This window comes from Streptomyces formicae (assembly GCF_002556545.1).
Lineage (GTDB): Bacteria > Actinomycetota > Actinomycetes > Streptomycetales > Streptomycetaceae > Streptomyces > Streptomyces formicae_A.
This window is the reverse complement of sequence record NZ_CP022685.1, coordinates 4,692,116-4,711,209: the sequence shown is the minus strand read 5'-3', so window position 1 is coordinate 4,711,209 and position 19,094 is coordinate 4,692,116. Positions and strand designations below refer to the sequence as shown.

At 72.0% G+C, this 19,094-nt stretch carries 17 protein-coding genes and 1 tRNA gene; 6 read left to right on the top strand and 12 right to left on the bottom strand.

All coding sequences use genetic code 11. From position 1 onward, the window contains the following. Window positions 1–56: 56 nt before the first annotated feature. From efeB to KY5_RS20175, 6 genes are all read right to left on the bottom strand, one after another. Window positions 57–1,316, bottom strand: a complete 1,260-nt coding sequence (gene efeB / locus KY5_RS20200; protein WP_418952872.1) for an iron uptake transporter deferrochelatase/peroxidase subunit — start codon at window positions 1,314–1,316, stop codon at window positions 57–59. Continuing rightward, window positions 1,313–3,208 carry a copper resistance CopC/CopD family protein gene (locus tag KY5_RS20195; protein ID WP_234362791.1) on the bottom strand — a complete coding sequence of 632 codons (1,896 nt, stop codon included), beginning with the start codon at window positions 3,206–3,208 and terminating at the stop codon, window positions 1,313–1,315. Before KY5_RS20195 ends, efeB begins: the two co-directional genes overlap by 4 nt. A gap of 65 nt (window positions 3,209–3,273) precedes the next feature. Continuing rightward, a complete protein-coding gene (locus tag KY5_RS20190) occupies window positions 3,274–3,792 on the bottom strand; it encodes a copper chaperone PCu(A)C (protein WP_098243568.1) in 519 nt (172 codons plus the stop codon). Then, a complete protein-coding gene (locus KY5_RS20185) occupies window positions 3,789–4,544 on the bottom strand; it encodes an SCO family protein (RefSeq protein ID WP_098243567.1) in 756 nt (251 codons plus the stop codon). The genes KY5_RS20190 and KY5_RS20185 overlap by 4 nt, the downstream gene beginning before the upstream one ends. Before the next feature lie 91 nt (window positions 4,545–4,635). Then, window positions 4,636–5,358, bottom strand: a complete 723-nt coding sequence (locus KY5_RS20180) for a YcnI family protein (RefSeq protein ID WP_098243566.1) — start codon at window positions 5,356–5,358, stop codon at window positions 4,636–4,638. A gap of 136 nt (window positions 5,359–5,494) precedes the next feature. After that, window positions 5,495–6,397, bottom strand: a complete 903-nt coding sequence (locus KY5_RS20175; protein ID WP_098243565.1) for a hypothetical protein — start codon at window positions 6,395–6,397, stop codon at window positions 5,495–5,497. Window positions 6,398–6,625: 228 nt separating this feature from the next. Here KY5_RS20175 and KY5_RS20170 point away from each other — a divergent pair, with 228 nt between their 5' ends. Then, window positions 6,626–7,129: an ATP-binding protein gene (locus KY5_RS20170; protein WP_098243564.1), complete on the top strand. Its 504-nt coding sequence runs from the start codon at window positions 6,626–6,628 to the stop codon at window positions 7,127–7,129. Here the strand turns inward: KY5_RS20170 and KY5_RS20165 are convergent. Further along, entirely contained in the window at window positions 7,092–8,612 is a 1,521-nt protein-coding gene (locus tag KY5_RS20165; protein WP_098243563.1) for a PLP-dependent aminotransferase family protein, read from the bottom strand. The genes KY5_RS20170 and KY5_RS20165 overlap by 38 nt on opposite strands. Before the next feature lie 47 nt (window positions 8,613–8,659). Between KY5_RS20165 and KY5_RS20160 the strand changes: the two genes are divergently transcribed. Then, complete coding sequence (locus tag KY5_RS20160; RefSeq protein WP_418952800.1) at window positions 8,660–9,142, top strand: carboxymuconolactone decarboxylase family protein; 483 nt, start codon at window positions 8,660–8,662, stop codon at window positions 9,140–9,142. Between the two features lie 69 nt (window positions 9,143–9,211). Here the strand turns inward: KY5_RS20160 and KY5_RS20155 are convergent, their stop codons facing one another. Further along, on the bottom strand, window positions 9,212–10,675 hold the full coding sequence (locus KY5_RS20155; protein ID WP_199843164.1) for an aminopeptidase P family protein: 1,464 nt from the start codon (window positions 10,673–10,675) through the stop codon (window positions 9,212–9,214). A gap of 118 nt (window positions 10,676–10,793) precedes the next feature. Further along, window positions 10,794–12,314, bottom strand: coding sequence for a PP2C family protein-serine/threonine phosphatase (locus KY5_RS20150; RefSeq protein WP_098243561.1), 1,521 nt, complete (start codon window positions 12,312–12,314; stop codon window positions 10,794–10,796). A 454-nt stretch (window positions 12,315–12,768) separates the two neighbouring features. Here KY5_RS20150 and KY5_RS20145 point away from each other — a divergent pair, with 454 nt between their 5' ends. Then, on the top strand, window positions 12,769–13,446 hold the full coding sequence (locus KY5_RS20145) for a bifunctional DNA primase/polymerase (protein WP_098243560.1): 678 nt from the start codon (window positions 12,769–12,771) through the stop codon (window positions 13,444–13,446). Between the two features lie 55 nt (window positions 13,447–13,501). Beyond that, the gene (locus tag KY5_RS20140; protein WP_098243559.1) at window positions 13,502–14,044 is read left to right on the top strand and encodes a hypothetical protein; all 543 of its coding nucleotides are present in this window, start codon (window positions 13,502–13,504) and stop codon (window positions 14,042–14,044) included. Between the two features lie 228 nt (window positions 14,045–14,272). On the opposite strand, the gene KY5_RS20135 is transcribed toward KY5_RS20140, so the two are convergent. From KY5_RS20135 to KY5_RS20125, 3 genes are all read right to left on the bottom strand, one after another. Next, window positions 14,273–15,241 (bottom strand): DUF5926 family protein, encoded by a 969-nt coding sequence (locus tag KY5_RS20135; RefSeq protein WP_098243558.1) that lies wholly within the window; start codon window positions 15,239–15,241, stop codon window positions 14,273–14,275. 133 nt (window positions 15,242–15,374) lie between these two features. Continuing rightward, window positions 15,375–15,992, bottom strand: a complete 618-nt coding sequence (locus tag KY5_RS20130; protein WP_098243557.1) for an ATP-binding protein — start codon at window positions 15,990–15,992, stop codon at window positions 15,375–15,377. A 53-nt stretch (window positions 15,993–16,045) separates the two neighbouring features. Further along, the gene (locus KY5_RS20125; RefSeq protein ID WP_098243556.1) at window positions 16,046–16,891 is read right to left on the bottom strand and encodes a glycerophosphodiester phosphodiesterase; all 846 of its coding nucleotides are present in this window, start codon (window positions 16,889–16,891) and stop codon (window positions 16,046–16,048) included. 194 nt (window positions 16,892–17,085) lie between these two features. Here KY5_RS20125 and KY5_RS20120 point away from each other — a divergent pair, with 194 nt between their 5' ends. Together KY5_RS20120 and KY5_RS20115 are read left to right on the top strand one after the other, a co-directional pair. Further along, window positions 17,086–18,609 (top strand): S1C family serine protease, encoded by a 1,524-nt coding sequence (locus KY5_RS20120; protein WP_098243555.1) that lies wholly within the window; start codon window positions 17,086–17,088, stop codon window positions 18,607–18,609. Between the two features lie 50 nt (window positions 18,610–18,659). After that, window positions 18,660–18,744 (top strand) — tRNA-Ser (locus KY5_RS20115). Window positions 18,745–19,094: the final 350 nt, after the last annotated feature.

The window sequence follows — 19,094 nt, the reverse complement described above, 5'->3', positions numbered from 1 at the left end:
GGCGACCCCCGCCCCACGGCGGAACGCGCGGGCCCCGCCGCACCCGGGCACCCCGCTCACCCCTCCAGCAGCCGCTGCCCCACGTACTCGCCCTTCGCCGCCCCGCCCGGCACCGCGAAGAGCCCGCTCGACTCGTGCCGGACGAACTCCGACAGGGCGTCGCCCCGGTCGAGCTTGCGCTGTACGGGGACGAAGCCGCGGACCGGGTCCGCCTGCCAGCAGACGAAGAGCAGCCCGGCGTCAGGATCGCCCTTGCCGTCGAAGCCGTCGTGGTACGAGAAGGGGCGGCGCAGCATCGCGGCGCCGCCGTTCTGGTCGGGCCGCGAGATGCGGGCATGGGCGTTGACGGGGATGACGAGCGTGCCGTCGGCGCCCGTCTTCTCCAACTGCGGCTCGGTGGTCTCCGTGCCGCCGGTCAGCGGCGAACCGTCCGACTTGTGCCGCCCGATCACCGCCTCCTGGTCCTTGCGGCCGAGCTTCTCCCAGTCGTCGAGGAGCATCCGGATCCGGCGCACCACCACGTATGAGCCGTCCGCCATCCACGCGGGATCGCCGTCGGCGGGCACGAAGACGCGCTCGTCGAAGTCCTTGTCCGACGGCTTCGGGTTGTTCGTGCCGTCGACCTGGCCCATCAGGTTGCGGGTCGTCATCGGGTGCGCGGTGGCGCCGGGCGAGCGGTTGAAGCCGTTCATCTGCCAGCGCACGCGCGCCGCCCCCGCCGCGTCCCGCTGGATCGCCCGCAGCGCGTGGAAGGCGACCAGCGCGTCGTTCGCACCGATCTGCACCCACAGATCGCCGTTGCTGCGCGCCTTGTCGAGCCGGTCGGACGAGAAGTGCGGCAGTGGATCGAGGGCGTCGGGGCGCTGCTTCGCCAGTCCCGTACGGCCGAAGAAGCTCGCGCCGAAGCCGAACGTGACGGTGAGGGAGGAGGGGCCCGCGTCCCGGGCGACCGATGTGTCGTCGCCCTCCACGGGCTCGCCCGCCATCAGCCGCGCGGCAGTGCCCGACCAGCGGCGCAGCAGGGCCGCCGCCTCCTTGCGGCCCGCGCCCGCCGTCAGGTCGAAGGCGACGAGATGGCCCCGGGCCTGCGTGGGTGTGGTGATGCCGGGCTGATGTTTCCCGTGAAACATCACCTCGTCCGTGCCGAGCGACGCGAGCGCCGCCTTCGACCCGTCCGAGGACGAGCCCGAGCCCGAGGAGGCCGCGGCATAGCCGACCGCGCCGCCCCCCGCGCCGAGCGCGAGGCCGGTCGCGCCCGCGGTGCCGAGCAGCCGACGCCGCGAGATCCCGTTGTCCGCCATGGTGGTTCCGTTCAGCCGATCTGCGCGTTCTTCTTCACGGTGACCTGGTCGATGTCCGAGGTCCGCACGGTCACCGCGATCTTCCAGTCGCCCGCCATCGGGATCTGCACCCCGCTCGCACTCCAGTGTCCGGTGGCGATGTGGTCGGGAGCGACGGGCAGCGGTCCGACGTCCTTCGACTCCAGCGTGAAGGAGACCTTCACCTCGGGGATGTCGAAGGCGCTGCCGTTGGGCCGCTTCACGTAGATGTGCAGGTCGTTGCTGCCGGTGCGGCCCGGGTCGAGGTCGAGCTGCACCGTGCCCCTGCCGTCCTGGCCGCCCGTGTCGAAGGGCACCTTGAGGGTGAGCGGGCCCGAGCGCTGCTGCGCCGCCGCGGAGGTGGCCTTGGCGGCCTCCTCCTCCGTGCGGCCCGGCTCGGTGGTCGTCAGGATCGTGGTGACGGCGAGCAGGACGACGGCGATGCCCGCCTCGGTGAGCACCGAACGGCGCAGTCCTGAGCGGTGCGGGTCGGCGTCGCGCACGCGCTTCTCGCGGGCGCTCGCCATGGCCGCCCGCTGGCGGGCGAGCTGGGCGGAGCGCCGGGCGTCGGCGCCGCCGGACGGCACCGTGACGGGCTTCTGCGTGCGCTGCTCGACGACCACGGCGGCACGCTGCTCGACGACCACGGCGGCCGCGGCCTCCGGGGCGAGCCCGCCCGCCTCGGCGGCGATGCGCCCGGTCCAGCGCCGCGAGATGGAGGCGACGCCCACCAGGACGACGACCAGGCCGACCTTGACGAGCAGCAACTGCCCGTACGACGTGCCGGTCAGGGCCGACCACGAGCCGACCTGCCGCCACGACTGGTAGAGGCCGGTCGCGGCGAGGACGACGACGCTGGTGAAGGCGAGCCGCGAGAACCGCCGCACGGCCGCCTCCTCCACCGACGGCGTGCGGTAGAGCGCGACGAGGAGCGTCGCGAGCCCGCCGAGCCAGGCGGCTACGGCCAGCAGGTGCAGCACGTCGACGGGCATCGCGAGCCCCGCCTGGAGGCCGGTCGAGGCGTGCTCGGCCATCGCCCAGGTCGCCGCGATCCCGATGGCGACGACGCTGCCGCCGATGGCCAGCCCGAAGGTGAGGTCCTTCTTCTCCTTGGGGTCCGTCCGCTTCTCGTATGCCCCGAAGAGCACCGCGATGAACAGCGCGGCGGCGGCGAGCAGCAGCAGCCGGGAGACCAGGGCCGCGCCGGTCTTGGTGTTGAGGACGTCGCCGAGCTTGCCCATGTCGAAGGCGTCGGCGAGCTTGCCGGAACCGGTGTAGGGGGCGCGCAGCAGGAGGAGGGCGAGTGTGGCGCCGGTCAGCGTGACCCAGCCGTACGTCACCAGGCGCTGGACGGGGCGTACGCCCGCGCCGCGCGGCCAGCAGCCGAGCACGAAGGCGGCGCCGCCGACGACCAGGATGAACCCGGCGTACGAGAAGTAGCGCGCGATGTCGTAGAGCACGCCGACCAGGCCGCCGCCCGCTTCCTGGTCGGGGAGCGCGACCTTGGTGTCGGAGGGCGCGCCGATGGAGAACGTGAAGGCGCCGGCGACGGGGTGGCTGTCGGCGGAGACCACCTGGTAGGCGACGGTGAAGGTGCCGTCGGGCAGGCCGGGACGGAGCTTCACGCCGTAGGTGTTGGAGCCGAGGTCGGTGGTCTTCTTGGTATCGGCGCGCTTGCCGGACGGGTCGAGCACCCGCACGGAGCCGTCCGACATGGCGACCTTCTCGGAGAAGGTGAGCTTCACCTGGTCGGGCGCCTTGGGGACCACCGCTCCCTGCTTCGGGTCGCTGCCCGTCAGCGCGGCGTGCGCGGAGGCGGGTGCGGCACCGGCGAGGAACGCGCCGGTCGCGGCGACGATCACCAGGAGGAGCCGCAGGAGGCGTGGCATACCGGTCCGGGCGCGGCGAGCGGTCCTGGAGCGGGGAGCGATGGTCTGCATCAACGGTCCGTCCCTCAGTGCGACGTGTGCGAGCCGTGTGCCGACTCGCCCTGCTGCTCGGGGTTGTGCGTCGCTTCCTTGACCGGCACCTCGACCTTGATCGGGTCCGACTTCTGGAAGTGCAGTGTCACGGCCACCTTGTCGCCCTGCTTCGGCTTGCGCTTGAGCTTTTCGAACATCAGGTGGTTGCCGCCGCGGGTGAAGTCGAGCTCGCCGTCGGCGGGCACGGCGAAGGAGTCCTGCTCCTTCATCGCGCCGCCCTTGGAGCTGTGCAGCGTGACGTCGCCCGCGATGTCGCTGGTGGCGGAGGTCAGCTCGTCGGCGGCGCCCGTGTTGTCGATCTTCAGGAAGCCCGCGGCCATGTCGTCCATGGTGGGCTCGGGGATGAAGGCCCCGCTGACCTTCAGTTCGGGCTTGTCGGCCGAGTCCTTGGAGTCGGAGTCGCCGCCGCAGCCCGCCAGGGTCAGCGCCGCGGCCAGCGCTATGGCGCCGCCCGCGAGGGCGCGGCGGTGGGTGGTGGTGCGGTGGTTCACGGAGTCTCTCCCTTGATGAGCTTGGGGAGATCCCTGGTGTAGTCGGCCGCGGTGGCCTTCTCGCCGTACAGGACGTATCCCTTGTCGGTCTTGGGCGAGTACGCGATGACCGACGTGCCGTGCATCGAGACGAGCTTGCCCTTCTTGTCCTTCTTGGTCGGCTCGACGCTGATCGCGACCTGGCTGGCCCCGGCCTGGATGGTGGCGAAGTCGCCGGTCAGGCCGACGAAGTCGGAGTCCACGCCGTCCAGCCACTCCTTGAGGTGGGCGGGAGTGTCGCGGTCGGGGTCGGTGGTGACGAAGACGACCCGGAGCTTGTCCCGCTCGGCCTTGGAGAGGCCGGACTTCTCCAGCTCCTTCTTGGCGACCGCGATGTTGCCCATCGTCAGGGGGCAGGCGTCGGGGCAGTGCGTGTAGCCGAAGTAGAGCAGGGTCGCCTTGCCCTTGGTCTCCTCGCGCAGGTCGTACTTCTTGCCGTTCACGTCCTTGAGGACGAGGTTCGGCTTCTTGTACGGGTTGTCCAGGACCGTGGCGGCCTTGCCCGAGTCCTTCTCCACGGAGACATCGGCGACGGGCTTGTCGTCGCCGCCGCTGCCGCAGGCGGTCAGCGTGAGGGCGGCCGCGCTCAGCAGGGCGGCCGCGGCGAGTGCCCTGCGGCGGCCCGTGCGGACGGTGGCGGCTCCTGCCGCGGTCCGTGCGTCAGTGCGTGGTTCAGTGCTGCTGTCAGTGCTCTTCGAGCTCTTCGTGCGCATACGAAAATGTCCCAGATGTGAGGGGGCCGGGGTGCACCGGGGCAGGCGTGTGCCGGACCGGCGCACCCCGAAGGGTGGTTCTGCCGGAGGATCAGGCGGCGGTGCGGCGACGGCCGGCCAGCACGCCGAAGGCGACGCCCGCGGCACCCACGACGATGCCCACGATGCCGAGGACCCGGGCCGTGGTGTCGCTGCTGTCGGAGTCGTCGGACGCGGCGGCCTTCTCGGTACCGGCCTTGGCGTCGTCCTTCGCGGCCGCGCCGCCGTGCTCGTCGGAGGCGGCGGTCAGCTCGAGGGTGGGCGCGGGGTGCTCCGGCTCCTCCTGGCCCTTCTGCTGCGGCTCGATCCAGCGGACGACGTCCTTGTTGTCGTACGTCTGGATGGCCTTGAAGACCAACGCGTCCGCGTTCTCGGGCAGCTGGCCCATGGAGACGGGGAACTTCTGGAAGGTGCCGGGCTGGATGCCCTTGCCGTCGGCGGTCCAGGTGACCTTGGAGACGGCCTCGTCGATCTTCTCGCCGTGGATCTCCAGCGGCTTGTCGAGCTTGGCCTTGGTGACCTTCACGTTCCAGCCGGGCACGGGCTGGGTCATCACCGAGGCGAGCGGGTGGTCGCCCGGGAAGGAGACCTCGACCTTGGTGGTCGAGGCGTCGTCCTGCTCGTTCGGCACCCTGAAGTTGACCGTCGCGTACCCGCCCTTGGCGGCCTCGCCCTCCGGCGAGACGCTGACGTGCGCGAAGGCGGGCGCGGAGAGGACGAGCACGGCGGAGGCGGCGACGGTGGCCGCGGCGGCGACGCGTGACTTGGCGTTCATGGAGGCACTCCACATTCAGCAGGGGTGGTCACGACGGTGACCACAGTGGTGATCAGTACGGAGGGTGGCGCGCGGCAGAGCGGGCACGCGCGCGTGCGTGCCGACGGCACCTCTCCGTGCTGGGGAGTGCGGTGCGTCAGGCAGCGAGTGCGACGTCCTGGGCGGCCGGTGGGCCGCGCCTGATCACCGTGTCCTCCAGGGCGACCGTCCGGGGCTTGGCCGGCGGGAGCGGCGCGGTGCGCGCGGTCCGCGGTCCGGCCGTCAGGTCCGCGCCGGGCAGTCCGGCCCGCAGGGCGCGTACGAGGGTGAGGGCAGAGCGCAGCGAGCGTACGAGCGCCCCTTCGGCGAGCCCGGTCGCGCCGTCGGCCGAGAGCCGGACGAGACGGAACAGGGCGATGTCGCCGCGGCGCAGCAGCCAGCCCGCGGCGAGCGCCGCGAGGACGTGCGCGATCAGCATGGGCAGCGAGGGCATCAGCGACATGCCGCCCATACCGCTCATGCCGCCCATGCCGTGCAGGGAGGTCATCGAGTCCACCGCGGTGTCCGCCGCAGCGGCTGCCGACTGCCCGTGGTGGTGCATGGCGGTGTGGTCCACGCCGCCCACGCTGCCCGCGGCGCCGGTGCCGCCCGGCTGGAGCCCCGCCGTGCTGAGGATCCGCCGGGCCTGCGCCGGGCTGATCGTCGCGGCACCCGCCCCGCAGACCAGGCGCGCGGCCCGCTCGACGAGGGAGGCGTCACCGTTCGCCGCCGCGGCGGCCGAGCCGTGCTGGCCGAGGCCGAACAGGGCGTGCAGGCCGAGCTGGCCCGCCGTGAGCAGCGCGGCGATGCCGGGCAGCGAACGCTCGCGCCCGGCGAGCGGCAGCGTGACGGCGAGAACGGCGACGAAAGCCACCGCCAGCGTCCACAGCGGGACGGCGACGCAGGAGGCGAGCACATGACCCCCGGCGGACAGCACGACGCAGACCGCGGCGAACATCGCGGCCCTGAGCAGCCGGAGATCGGCTCCGGCGCGCGGCTGGCGCTGGTGGGGGGCAGTCATGGCCGGGCCATCATCGCACTGGACTTACCCCTCGCATACGGCAGGTCCGCTAGGTCCGGTTCGCGCGGATGAGTGCCGCTTCCGCGCTGCTGTGGTCCCCTCCTCTACACCGAGCCGAGAAGCCCGCGCATCCGCCGTATGGGCGGCATCACGTCAACTGGGCGCTTATCCACGGGCGCTTGCGGCAATACGTATCGGTATGTCGAGCCGCGGCCAGGAGGCTGGAGCATGAGCATCTGGTGGTCTCTCCATTTGCGGCGCGAAGCCGCGAGCGTTCCGCTCGCCCGTCGTCTGCTCATCGGTGCGATGGACACGGCGGGCGTGGATCCAGAAATTTCCTACGATTTGTCGGTAGCCCTCAGCGAGGCGTGCGCCAACGCCGTGGAGCACGGCGGCGCCACCGCGCACGGGGGAACGAGCGGGGCGTACCGCGTCACCGCGTACCTGGACGGCGAGAAGTGCCGCATCGAGGTGGCCGATTCGGGCCCCGGATTCCCGGGCGCCCAGGGCCACGCGGCGGCCGCTCCCTCTGCCGGGTCCGTGACGCGCGGCCGTCCCGCGCCGCCCAGGCCCCCCGCGTCCGATACGGACGAGCACGGCCGGGGCCTGTGGCTGATCAGTGAGCTCGCCGACCACGTTCAGCTCGGCACCAGGCCGGGCAGGGGCGGTGCGGTGATCAGCTTCGACAAGATCCTCAAGTGGCGTGAGGACGCGCCGCTGATGACGGCCTGACCCTGCGGTCGGCGGGATCCCCCCGCTCGTCCGGCGGCAGCGCGCGGCACAGCGCGTCGACCGCCGCCCCGTAGGCGTGTTCCGAGGGCGTCGAGTAGCCGACGACGAGGCCGTCCGTGGCCGCCATCGTGGCCTGCGGATGCCGGAACTGGGCGAGGCCCTCCAGGGCGATGCCCTGCCAGGCCGCCGCCTTGACCACGGACGCCTCCGTGCCGGGCGGCAGCCGCAGCACCGCGTGCAGACCCGCCGCGATGCCGGTGGCCGTGATGTGCGGTGCGCGTTCGGCGAGGGCGGCGACGAGCCGGTCCCGGCGGCTCCGGTAGCGCTGCCGCATGCGGCGGACGTGCCGGTCGTACTGCCCGGAAGCGATGAAGTCGGCGAGCGTGAGCTGGTCGAGGACGCTCGCCCACGCCTCGCGCTCCCCCTTGGCGGCGAGCACCCCGTGCACGAGGTGTTCGGGCAGCACCATCCAGCCGATGCGTACGGCGGGGGACAGGCTCTTGCTCACCGAGCCCAGGTAGATGACGTGCTCGGGGTCGAGGCCCTGCACGGCGCCGACGGGCTCGCGGTCGTAGCGGAACTCCCCGTCGTAGTCGTCCTCCAGGATCAGGCCGCCGTGCGAGCGGGCCCAGTCGACGGCCGCCGCGCGCCGCGAGGGGTGCAGCGGGCCGCCGGTCGGGAACTGGTGTGCGGGCGTGAGCAGCACCCCGCGCACCCGGGGCCCCGATGCCAACTCCTCGATCCGGGCGCCCTGTTCGTCGAGGCCGAGCGGAACCGTCCGTACGCCCGCGTTCGCCAGGATCTCGCGATGGAACCCGAGGCCGTACGACTCCACGGCAAGGGGGTATCCCCCGCTCGAACGAAGTCGAGAGCTCGGGGAAGGCCCGTGCAGCACCGCCCCGCCGAACAGCAGCCGCAGCGCGTGCGCGAACCCGGAGCACACCACGATCCGTTCGGGACTGACGCGCACCCCGCGCGCCCGCGTCAGATAGTCGGTGAGCGCCCTGCGCAGCTCGATCCTGCCGCGTGGATCACCGGGCCCGAAGGCCTCGTTGGGCGCGGCGCCGAGCGCGCGACGGGCGGACGAGAGCCAGGCCGTGCGGGGGAAGGAGGTGGCGTCGGGGGTGCCCTGGAGCAGGTTGTACGCGGGGGTGGCGGGCTTGGCGGGGGCGGGTTTCGGCAGCCGGGGGCGCTTGGGCGGCGCGGTTCGCTCGGCGACCCGGGTGCCCGATCCCTGCCGTGCCGTCAGCCACCCCTCGGCGACCAGTTCCGCGTAGGCGTCGGCGACGGTGTTGCGGGCCAGGCCCAGGTCGGCGGCGAGCGAGCGGTAGGGCGGAAGCCGGGTGCCGGGAGGCAGGCGTCCCTCGCGCACGGCGTCGCGGAGCGCGCGGATGAGGACGGCCCTGCGACTGCCGGGACCCGACAGGTCCACGTGCAGGTCGATGCCGATGCGCTCCGCCGAATTGACCCATGATTCCGGCATGGAAATGCACCCTATACGAGGTCTATCTGACGCCTAGATTCATGGTCATGACGAACGACACGAACGCCACCGCCGCTCCCCGAGTCAACTTCGCCAAGGCCGCCCCCAAGGCGTTCAAGGCCCTCATCGGCTTCGACGCCGCCGCCCGCGACGGCCTCGACCCGGCCCTCGTCGAGCTGATCCAGATCCGCGCCTCGCTCCTCAACGGCTGCGCGTACTGCCTCCACATGCACACCTCCGACGCCCGCAAGGCAGGCGAGGACGAGGCGCGGCTGCACATGGTCGGCGTGTGGCGCGAGGCCCGTCACTTCTTCACGGCCAAGGAGCAGGCGGCGCTCGCCCTGACCGAGTCGGTCACCCTCGTCTCGCAGGGCAGCGTCCCTGACGACGTCTACGGAGAGGCGGCCCGGCACTTCGACGAGTCGGAGCTGGCCCGCGTCCTCGCCCTGATCTTCACCATCAACACCTGGAACCGCATCGCCCTGAGCACCGCCAAGGTCGCGGGCGAGGACGAGCGGGTGGCCCACTGATGGCCACTCTGAAGACGGCGGCCGGGCACGTCCCGGCCGCCGTGGCCCCCGCCGCCATGCGCGGGTGACTCAGCCCTTGACGCGCGCCATCCACGCCTCGACGTCGTCCGAGGTGCGCGGCAGCGAGGCCGAGAGGTTCCGGTTGCCGTCGGCGGTGACGAGGATGTCGTCCTCGATCCGGACGCCGATGCCCCGGTACTCCTCCGGCACCGTCAGGTCGTCCGCCTGGAAGTACAGGCCGGGCTCGACGGTCAGGCACATGCCGGGCTCGAGCGTGCCGTCCACGTACGACTCACGGCGCGCGGCGGCGCAGTCGTGGACGTCCATGCCGAGCATGTGGCCGGTGCCGTGCAGCGTCCAGCGGCGCTGGAGACCCAGTTCGAGCACGCGCTCGACCGGACCCTCGACGAGGCCCCACTCGACCAGCTTCTCGGCGAGCACGCGCTGCGCGGCGTCGTGGAAGTCGCGGTACTTGGCACCCGGCTTGACGGCCGCGATACCGGCCTCCTGGGCCTCGTACACCGCGTCGTAGATCTTCTTCTGGAGCTCGTCGAAGCGGCCGTTGATCGGCAGCGTCCGCGTGACGTCCGCGGTGTAGTACGTGTGCGTCTCCACACCGGCGTCGAGCAGCAGCAGCTCGCCGGAGCGCACGGCGCCGTCGTTGCGCACCCAGTGCAGGGTGGTGGCGTGCGGGCCCGCGGCGCAGATCGAGCCGTAGCCGATGTCGTTGCCCTCGACGCGGGCGCGCAGGAAGAACGTGCCTTCGATGTAGCGCTCGCTCGTCGCCTCGGCCTTGTCGAGGATCTTCACGACGTCCTCGAAGCCGCGGGCGGTCGAGTCGCACGCCTTCTGGAGCTCGCCGATCTCGAACTCGTCCTTGACCAGACGGGCCTCGGAGAGGAAGACGCGCAGCTCCTCGTCGCGCTCGGCGGTGACCTTGTCGGTCAGCGCCGCCTCGATGCCCGCGTCGAACCCGCGGACGACGCGGACGGGACCGGTCGCCTCGCGCAGGCTGTCGGCCAGCTCGCGCACGTCGGACGCGGGGATCCCGTACAGCCGCTCGGCCTCGGTGAGCGAGTGACGGCGGCCGACCCAGAGCTCGCCCTGGCCGTCCAGCCAGAACTCGCCGTTCTCGCGGTCGGAGCGCGGCAGCAGGTAGATGGTGGCCTCGTGGCCGCCGTCCTTCGGCTCCATGACCAGGACGCCGTCCTCGGTCTGGTTGCCGGTGAGGTAGGCGTACTCGACGGAGGCGCGGAAGGCGTACTCGGTGTCGTTCGAGCGGGTCTTCAGGTTGCCCGCGGGGATCACCAGGCGCTCGCCGGGGAAGCGCGCGGAGAGCGCGGCGCGGCGGGCAGCGGTGTTCTCGGCCTGTGCGATCGGCTGCAGGTCGTGCAGCTCGGTGTCGGCCCAGCCGGACTTCATGCTCTCGGCGAGCTCGTCGGAAACGCCCGGGTACAGCCCGTTCTTGCGCTGCTTGATCGGCTCTTCTTCGGACTCGGCTTCCGGGGTCTCCGGGTTGAGCGCCTCCGACACGATCTGCCTCCTATGTACGACACTGGACCACCCTCCATCGTACGGCCGTACGGAAGGGGGCCCAGGGGCGTAGGACCACTTACAGCGCGTGCCCGGCACCTCACTCGGCCCGGGCGGACTACGCGAAGCGCGCCGCCAGGATCACCACGTCCTCGTCGCTGTCCACGGCGTCGAGCCCGTCGGGCAGCACGGTGTGCAGCACGTGGTCGGCGATCGCCCCGGGGTCGTCCCTGATGCCCTTGGGCACGCTCGCGGCCGCCGCGTGCAGCCGCGCGAAGGCCCGGTCCATCGGGTCGCCCGTGCGGTGCAGCAGGCCGTCGGTGTACAGAAGCACCGTTTCTCCGGGCTCCGGACTGATCTCCACGCTCGGCGCCTCCCAGCAGGCGAGCATCCCGAGCGGCGCCGAGAGGGAGGTCTCCACGAACTCCGTGCGCCGCTCCCCGACGATCAGCGGCGGACTGTGCCCGGCGCCCGCGAGCACGACCTTGCGCAGCGCGGGCTCGCAGTACGCGAAGAGCGCCGTCGCCGACCTGGCGGGCTCGGTCAGGCGCAGCAGCAGCTCCAGATCGGACAGGACGGCGACGGGGTCCTCGCCCTCCATCACGGCGTACGCCCGAAGGCTCGCCCGCAGCCGCCCCATCGCGGCCACCGCGCTGGGTCCTGAGCCGGTCACGGAACCCACCGCGAGCCCGAGCGCGGCGTCCGGCAGCGGCAGTGCGTCGTGCCAGTCGCCGCCGCCGCGCGGCCCGGTGCGGTGCCGCGCGGCGAGCTGCACCCCGGCGACCCGGGGCAGCCGCGAGGGCATCAGCTCCTCGCGCAGGGTGTCGACGGTGGTGCGGGCGCGGTCGAGTTCGATGAGCCGCGCCAGGTGCTCGGCGGCGTGGCGCGCGTAGAGGCCGACGAGGTGGCGCTGGCGTTCGGTGGGCTCGGCGGGTTCGTCGTACAGCCAGACCGCGGCGCCGATCCGGCCCGCGTCCTCGGCGGCGAGGGGCAGGGCGTAGCTCGCCGCGTAGCCGATGCGGGCGGCGACCTCGCGGTGGCGCGGGTCCAGTCCGTCGTCGGCGAGCAGGTCGGGCTGCGCGATCTCGGCGGGCGGGTCCTGGCTGCCCGCGGCGTCCAGGATCCTGCCGTACGAGGTGGCGCCGCGCGGCACGGTCTCGATGTGCCCGAGGTCGGCGCGCGCGAGGCCGAGACCGACCGTGGTGGCGGGGCCGAGTCCGTCGGCCGGTTCGATGACGACGAGTCCGCGCCGGGCGCCGACCAGCGCGGAACCGGCGCGCAACAGCTCGCGCAGCGCGTCGTCGAGCCCTGCCGTGCGGGTCAGGCGCTCGGTGAGTTCGTGCAGCGTGGTGAGATCCGAGACCCAGCCCGCGAGCCGGTCCTGGATCAGTGCGCCGGGCGGGGCCGGTACGGGAGAGTCGTCCGCTGAGGGTGGGACGGCTGCGCTGGGCGCGACAGTGTGCGCGGGCGACGGAACAGTGGAGTCGATTCCGGCCACTTTCGGAAGGTGCGGGGCGTTCATGGCTGACGGCTTTCCGGCCGGTGCGTAATGCTCGATAGCATCGCAAACCCCCATGTCATTCTGCGCCGCTAGCAATGTCTCCAGATGTACACGCACTGGTGAGGGGATGTCCAGCATTGTCCTGCTGGGATTCCTGGTGTCCGTGGTAATTCGGTGAACTACTGACGATCTTGAGAACTTGGCCGAAAACCGTGCCAGGGAAGGGCATATTGCGGTCGACTGAGGTTGTTCGGCAGAGCGTTACAGCGGTCGTGATGGGTACGTACTCGGTGATGGCCAGGGGCAGTTGGGATCCGTCCGGAACCTGGCGAACGACCGGGGCGTCTTAACTCACGACGACCGTGCCCCATCCTCCCGTGGCGGAGGCGGCAGAAATATCGCGGGACGGCAAACGCCAGGCGCCGCCACCCCACGCCACGTCAACGCTCGGTTCAGAGTGGTTCCCCATGCCGCAGGCTGGGATCGGATGTGCCAGTTCGTACGTACAGCGAAGTGATCCACACATGGTGTGATGTGGCCCGCAGTCTCCCCGGCGTAAACGCCGGCGTGCAACGGAAAGGAACGAGCGCTCATGCGCGAGATCCTCGGAAGGCGACGCAGGCTCCTGTCCTGGCGAACGGGAAGGAAGCCCGGCCGTAGCGCAGGACAACTCGGCGCGGCCCTGACCTTCGCGACCGCATGGCGGTGGCCCGTACTGCCCGGCGTCGGACTCGACCGACGCGACGGCACCCGGTGCGCCTGCCCCGACCCCGACTGCGTGGTGCCCGGCGCGCACCCCCTCGACCCCGGCCTCCTCGCGGCCACCACCGACGAGCGCATGGTGCGCTGGTGGTGGACCAACCGCCCCGGCGCCCCCGTCGTGCTCGCCACCGGCGGCAGCGCCCCCTGCGCCGTCAGCCTGCCCGCCGACGCGGGCCTGCGCGCCCTCGCCGCACTCGACGAGGCGGGCATCAGGCTCGGCCCCGTGGTCGCCACCGAGGCCCGCGTCCACGTCCTCGTCGCCCCCTACTCCATGGCCCAGTTGGGCGAACTGCTGTACGCCAAGGACTGGGTCCCGGGATCCCTGCGCTTCCACGGAGAGGGCGGCTACCTCGCGTTGCCCCCCTCCGGCACGGGTCAGGGACAGGTCCGCTGGGAGCGCGCGCCGCTGCCCGGCTCCGCGGCCCCCTGGGTCCCCGACGTCGAAGCGGTGGTGGACGCCGTCGTGGACGTCCTCACTCGTACGGGTGTGAGCGCGCCCGAGTTGTAGGGGAAATGGGCGCGCGGCGGACGGACCGCGCGCCAACTGTCGTTATCTTCGGGCCATGCAACCCCGCCTCATGGTGCTCCTGGGCGTCGTGGCCGTCGCGGCCCTCCTGCCGCTCGCCGGCGCCGCCGCGGGGCCGGTGGGCGACGGTGACGCGAAGTCGCCCCCTTCCACCCCCTCGACCGCCCCCTCGGCGCCCCCCACGCCGTCGCCGTCGGCGAGCCGCGCACCCTCGCTGCTCGCCGGACTCGGTGTCGCCACGGCCGCCCGCTGCGGCCCCGAACTCTCCTCGCCGGACGGCGTCGAAGCCCAGACGTGCGTCCTCAGACAGGGCCACGACACCTGGGCGCGTACCTATTACCGCAACGCCACCGGAGAACAGCTCGCGGCCGTCCTGACCGTGATGGGCCCGGCCGGACGCACCGTACAGATGCACTGTGCGGTGGGTACGGAGGACGAACCCGCAGCGTGCGAGACGCCGCGCGAGCGGTCGGCGGGAGCGGCCGCGGAGTACTCGGCGGTGGCGGAGTTCGCGGCGGGGGACTCGGGCTCGCTGCTGCTGCGCTCGGGCAGCAACTCGGCGGCGCCTCAAGGCAGTTGAGACCTGAACCGGTCCCGGACATGGAAGGGCCCGGTTGCTGGCGACGGGGGATGCACCAGCAACCGGGCTACCTGAACGGTAACAAGAGATCGGCTCCTGGCAAATTCGATCTCAGTTATCCGGACAGTGATTCACCTGCTGCTACGGGGAGTTGTGACAGGAGTCACGCGTTCCTCACCGACTGACTGGTGGGTCAGCCGCGGACGGGCGTCCCGGCTGACCCGGGGGTCAGCTGAGCGTCACCTGGCGGTTGGTGAGACCGCCGCGCGCGCGGCGCTCGTCGGCCGTCAGCGGGGCGTCGGTGGCGAGCGCCGCGGCGAGCCGCTCGGCGAACTCGGCCGCGGGCTTCTCGATGTCGTCGGCGCCGACGCCGCTCGGCAGGTCCCACACCGGCACGGTCACGCCGTGCGCCCGGAAGGAGCCGACCAGGCGCGTGCCCTCACCGAGGCTCGACGTGCCCGCCGCGTGCAGCCGCGCGAGCGCGTCGAGGAGCTGCTCCTCGGGGTGCGGCATGACCCAGCGCAGGTGGTTCTTCTCCGGCGTCTCGCACCAGTAGGCGGCGTCCACACCGGTGAGCTTCACCGTCGGGATGGCCGCGGCGTTCGCCCGCTCCAGGGAGGCGGCGACCTCCGGCGAGGCGTTCTCCGAGTCCGGCACCCAGAACTCGAATCCCGCGTGCACGACCGGCTCGAAGGCGCCCTCGGGGTCGAGGACGTCCTGCAGCCTGGGCCCGTCGGCCGGCGCGCGGCGGGCCTGCACCGGCGTACCCGGCTCGGCATCGAGGGCGCGCCGCAGGGTGTCGGCGAGGTCGCGGCTGATGTCGCCGGACGAGGTGTCGTTCTGCAGACCGAGCAGGACCGAGCCGTCGTCACGGCGCAGCGCGGGCCAGGCCATCGGAAGGACCGTCGCGAGGGACACCGAGGGCACGCCCTCCGGGAGCCCGCCCTTGAGGGGCAGTGCGACAGTGGCCGCGGGCACCAGCTCGCGCAGCGCGACCCAGTCGCACTCGCCGGGCAGGCCCTCGAACGGGCGCTGCACCAGCTCGGTCACCGCGTGCGCGGCGCTCCGGCCGTGGCAGGCCTTGTAGCGGCGGCCCGAGCCGCACGGGCAGGGCTCGCGGGCCCCGACCACGGGGATCTCTCCGTCCCTGAGCTGCGGCTGCTGCTTGCCCTTGGTCTGAGGGCGCTTCTTGGCCATCTTGGGTGTCTCCCGGCTACGGCTCTCTTGCGTGTCTCTTGCGTACGGCCGCGAGCCTAGCCGTTGGCGCCGGGGCCGCCGGGACGCAGTCCAGGTCGTCGAACGGGATTCAGTCCAGGCCGTCGGACGGGATTCAGTCCAGGTCGTCGAAGGGGTCCGCGAAGGCGAGCTCCGGCAGCGCGGCCGCCGAGGGGGCCGCGACGCGCGTAGCGAAGTCCTCGTGCCGGTGCCCCGCGTGGACGACCACCCAGACCGTGACCTCGCCGTGCACGTCGTCGCGCACGCCCCAGGCGTCGGCGAGCGCCGTGATGATGTTGAGCCCGCGGCCGCCGCGCGCGGTGACCGACGGGGTCGCCGGCACCGGCCGCGTCGGACCGCCGCCGTCCGTCACCTCGACCGTCAGCCTGCCCGTCTTGTCGACGTGCCAGGCCGCTCGCACGTCGCCGTCGCCGACCAGGCCCCGGCCCAGCGGCCTGCCGTGCCGGTAGGCGTTGCTGAGCAGTTCCGACAGAACCAGTACGGCATCGTCGATGACCGTCTCCGACACCCCGCGGACGCGCAACTGATCACGCATCCGGTGTCTTGCTTCCCCCACGCCCGCAGGGCCATGGGGTACGGCCATGCTCGACGACGTGGGCACCTCCTGTGCCACCACCAACGCCACCCCCGAGACCTCCTTCGCCCCACGCCACGGTGTGGATGCCCCAATGGACTGGACCGGAAACCGGCCAATCCACGTGCGGTGACGCACTCGTAACGATCGAATACGGACCGAACGCGCCGGTGCACTCCCTGTAACGGAAGTCAGCGGTGTCCCAGCTGTGACAGCTGGGACAGGATTTGCTTGGGGCGGTTGGTGATGATCGCGTCGACACCCAGTTCGGCGCAGAGCTCGACGTCCTCCGGCTCGTTCACGGTCCAGACGTGCACCTGGTGGCCCGCGCGCTTCAGTTTGGCCACGTAGGCGGGGTGGTTGCGGAGGATCCGCATGCCGGGGCCCGCGATTCCCACGCCCTCGGGCAGCCGCCCGTCGCGGTGGCGCGGCAGGACGAACTGCATGAGGAAGACGGTCGGCAGGGTCGGCGACGCGGCCCGCACGCGGTGCAGGGAACGCGCCGAGAAGCTCATGACGCGTACCGGCGAAGGCCCCTGCGCGGGCGGCGCGTCCAGGCCGAAGCGCTTGAGGAGCAGCAGGAGGCGCTCCTCCACCTGACCCGCCCAGCGCGTGGGGTGCTTGGTCTCGATGGCGAGCTGTACGCGGCGCCCCGACGCATTACTTTCGGCCACCAGCTCCAGGAGCCGCTCCAGCGTCAGGACGGAGGTGACCTCGTCGCCTGCCGAGCCCTCCCAGTCCGGGCCCTCCCCCTCCGCGACCTCGTCGTGGTCCTTCTTCCAGGAGCCGAAGTCCAGGGCGGCGAGCTCGGCCAGTTCGAGTGCGGAGACGGCTCCTCGGCCGTTCGACGTACGGTTCACCCGTCGGTCGTGGACGCAGACGAGATGGCCGTCCGCGGTGAGCCGGACATCGCATTCGAGTGCGTCGGCGCCGTCCTCGACGGCCTTCTTGTACGCGGCCAGCGTGTGTTCGGGAGCGTCCTCGGAGGCTCCGCGGTGGGCGACGACCTGGATCCGGTGCTGTCGTGCGAAGGTCACCGCGTCATCGTGCCATCACGCGGCACCCTCGGGCTCGCCCGAGGGGGGCGTCCCGGGACGCCGGACACACAGGATCGGCTTATGGTGCCCTGACAGCCCATGGGAAAAGCTGACTGCAGACAGATGCACAGTCGGCACAGCCAGGCCGTGACCGAGAACGGCAGTAACGACAGCATGGACCGAGGAGAAGAGCTGTGAGCACCGAGAACGAGGGCAACGAGGCCAACGCGGTACCTCCGGCCCCGTCCGCGCCTCCCGTGCCGGTGGACACTCCCGCTGCTGCTTCCGCCGAGTCCGCTCCCTCGGGGGATCCGTACGGCGAGCCTGTCCGGGATCCGTACGCGGCGCCCGCGGGGAACGCGCCAGGAGAGGTGCCCGCGGCTCCCGCGGCGCCCCCGGCCACCGGGGCGCACCCCGTCGCGGCAAGCGCCCCCGCGCACCACGAGGGCGCTCCGGCGCACGCCGCGCCCGCGGCGGGTTCGGGGAGCTGGCCGCCTCCGCAGCCGCCCGCCATGCCGTCGTACGCGTCGGGGGGCGGATCCGGCTCCGGCTGGGGCGCCTCGTACCACCCCGAGGAGCCGAAGCCGGGCGGCAGGCGCGGCGGACTCGTCGCCGCGGTGCTCGCGGCCGCGCTGATCGCCGGCGGGGTCGGCGGCGGCATCGGCTACTGGGCGGCGGAGCGGAACGACGACGACACGGGGTCGACCACGGTCTCCGCGTCGGACATGCCCTCCGACCTCAAGCGCGAGCCCGGTTCGGTCGCCAACATCGCCAACAGCGCGCTGCCGAGCGTCGTCACCATCGAGGCGCAGAGCGGCGGCGGCGAGGGCGGCACGGGCACCGGCTTCGTCTACGACACCCAGGGCCACATCCTCACCAACAACCACGTGGTGGCATCGGCGGCCGAGGGCGGCAAGCTCCAGGCGACGTTCTCGAACGGCAAGAAGTACGCCGCGGAGGTCGTCGGCAGGGCCGAGGGCTACGACGTGGCGGTCATCAAGCTCAAGAACGCTCCCGAGGGCCTCAAGCCGCTGAAGCTCGGCAACTCCGACCGGGTGGCCGTCGGCGACTCCACGATCGCGATCGGCGCCCCCTTCGGCCTCTCGAACACGGTGACGACGGGCATCGTCAGCGCCAAGAACCGCCCGGTGACGTCGAGCGACGGCGGGCAGAGCGGCAAGAGCTCGTACATGAGCGCCCTGCAGACCGACGCGTCCATCAACCCGGGCAACTCCGGTGGCCCGCTCCTGGACGCGCGCGGCGCGGTCATCGGCATCAACTCCGCGATCAAGCCCGCCGACAGCGGCGGCGGCCTCGGCGGCTCGGGCCAGTCGGGCTCCATCGGCCTCGGCTTCGCGATCCCGGTGAACCAGGCGAAGAACGTCGCGCAGCAGCTGATCAAGACGGGCAAGCCCGTCTACCCGGTGATCGGCGCCTCGGTCGCCCTCCAGCAGGACGGCACGAACGGCGCGACGATCCCCGAGGACGGGACGAACGGCTCGGCCGCGGTCACTCCGAACGGCCCCGCGGACAAGGCGGGACTCAAGCCCGGCGACGTCATCACCAAGCTGGACGACACGGTGGTCGACAGCGGCCCGACCCTCATCGGCCAGATCTGGACCCACAAGCCGGGCGACAAGGTCAAGCTCACCTACGAGCGCGGCGGCAAGGAGCACACCGTCGAGGTGACCTTGGGCGAGCGCAAGGGCGACAGCTGACCCGCTAGTCTTGTCCCCGCGCCGTCCCGGATCTCCGGTGGACGGCGCGGGGTGGGTTGCCCGAGCGGCCTAAGGGAACGGTCTTGAAAACCGTCGTGGCGCGAGTCACCGTGGGTTCAAATCCCACACCCACCGCAGCAGGTCAGCGTATGGGCTGGTCAGAAGGGTGTCTCTCACTGAGAGGCACCCTTTTTCGTGGGCGGCTGTCTCACCTTGATCCGCGTCTGTCACGCCGTGGATCAGCGTGTGTGGACCAGGTGTGGACCGAGCTCGCCCCCTGAAGGAGGACTCTGACCAGGGGTTTCGGACCAGTGGGTGTACGTCGCTCGTTGCTTACCGCGCGAGGTTGCTACACGTGGGGCCCCTCGTCACTCTCACGCGGTTTCCACCACGCAACCACAGCCCCCTCCTTGCCGCGGCCCCTGGCAGGCCGTCCGTCTCTGGTTCATAGAAATCCTTCCCAAAGGCGGGTCTTTCCGGTCACA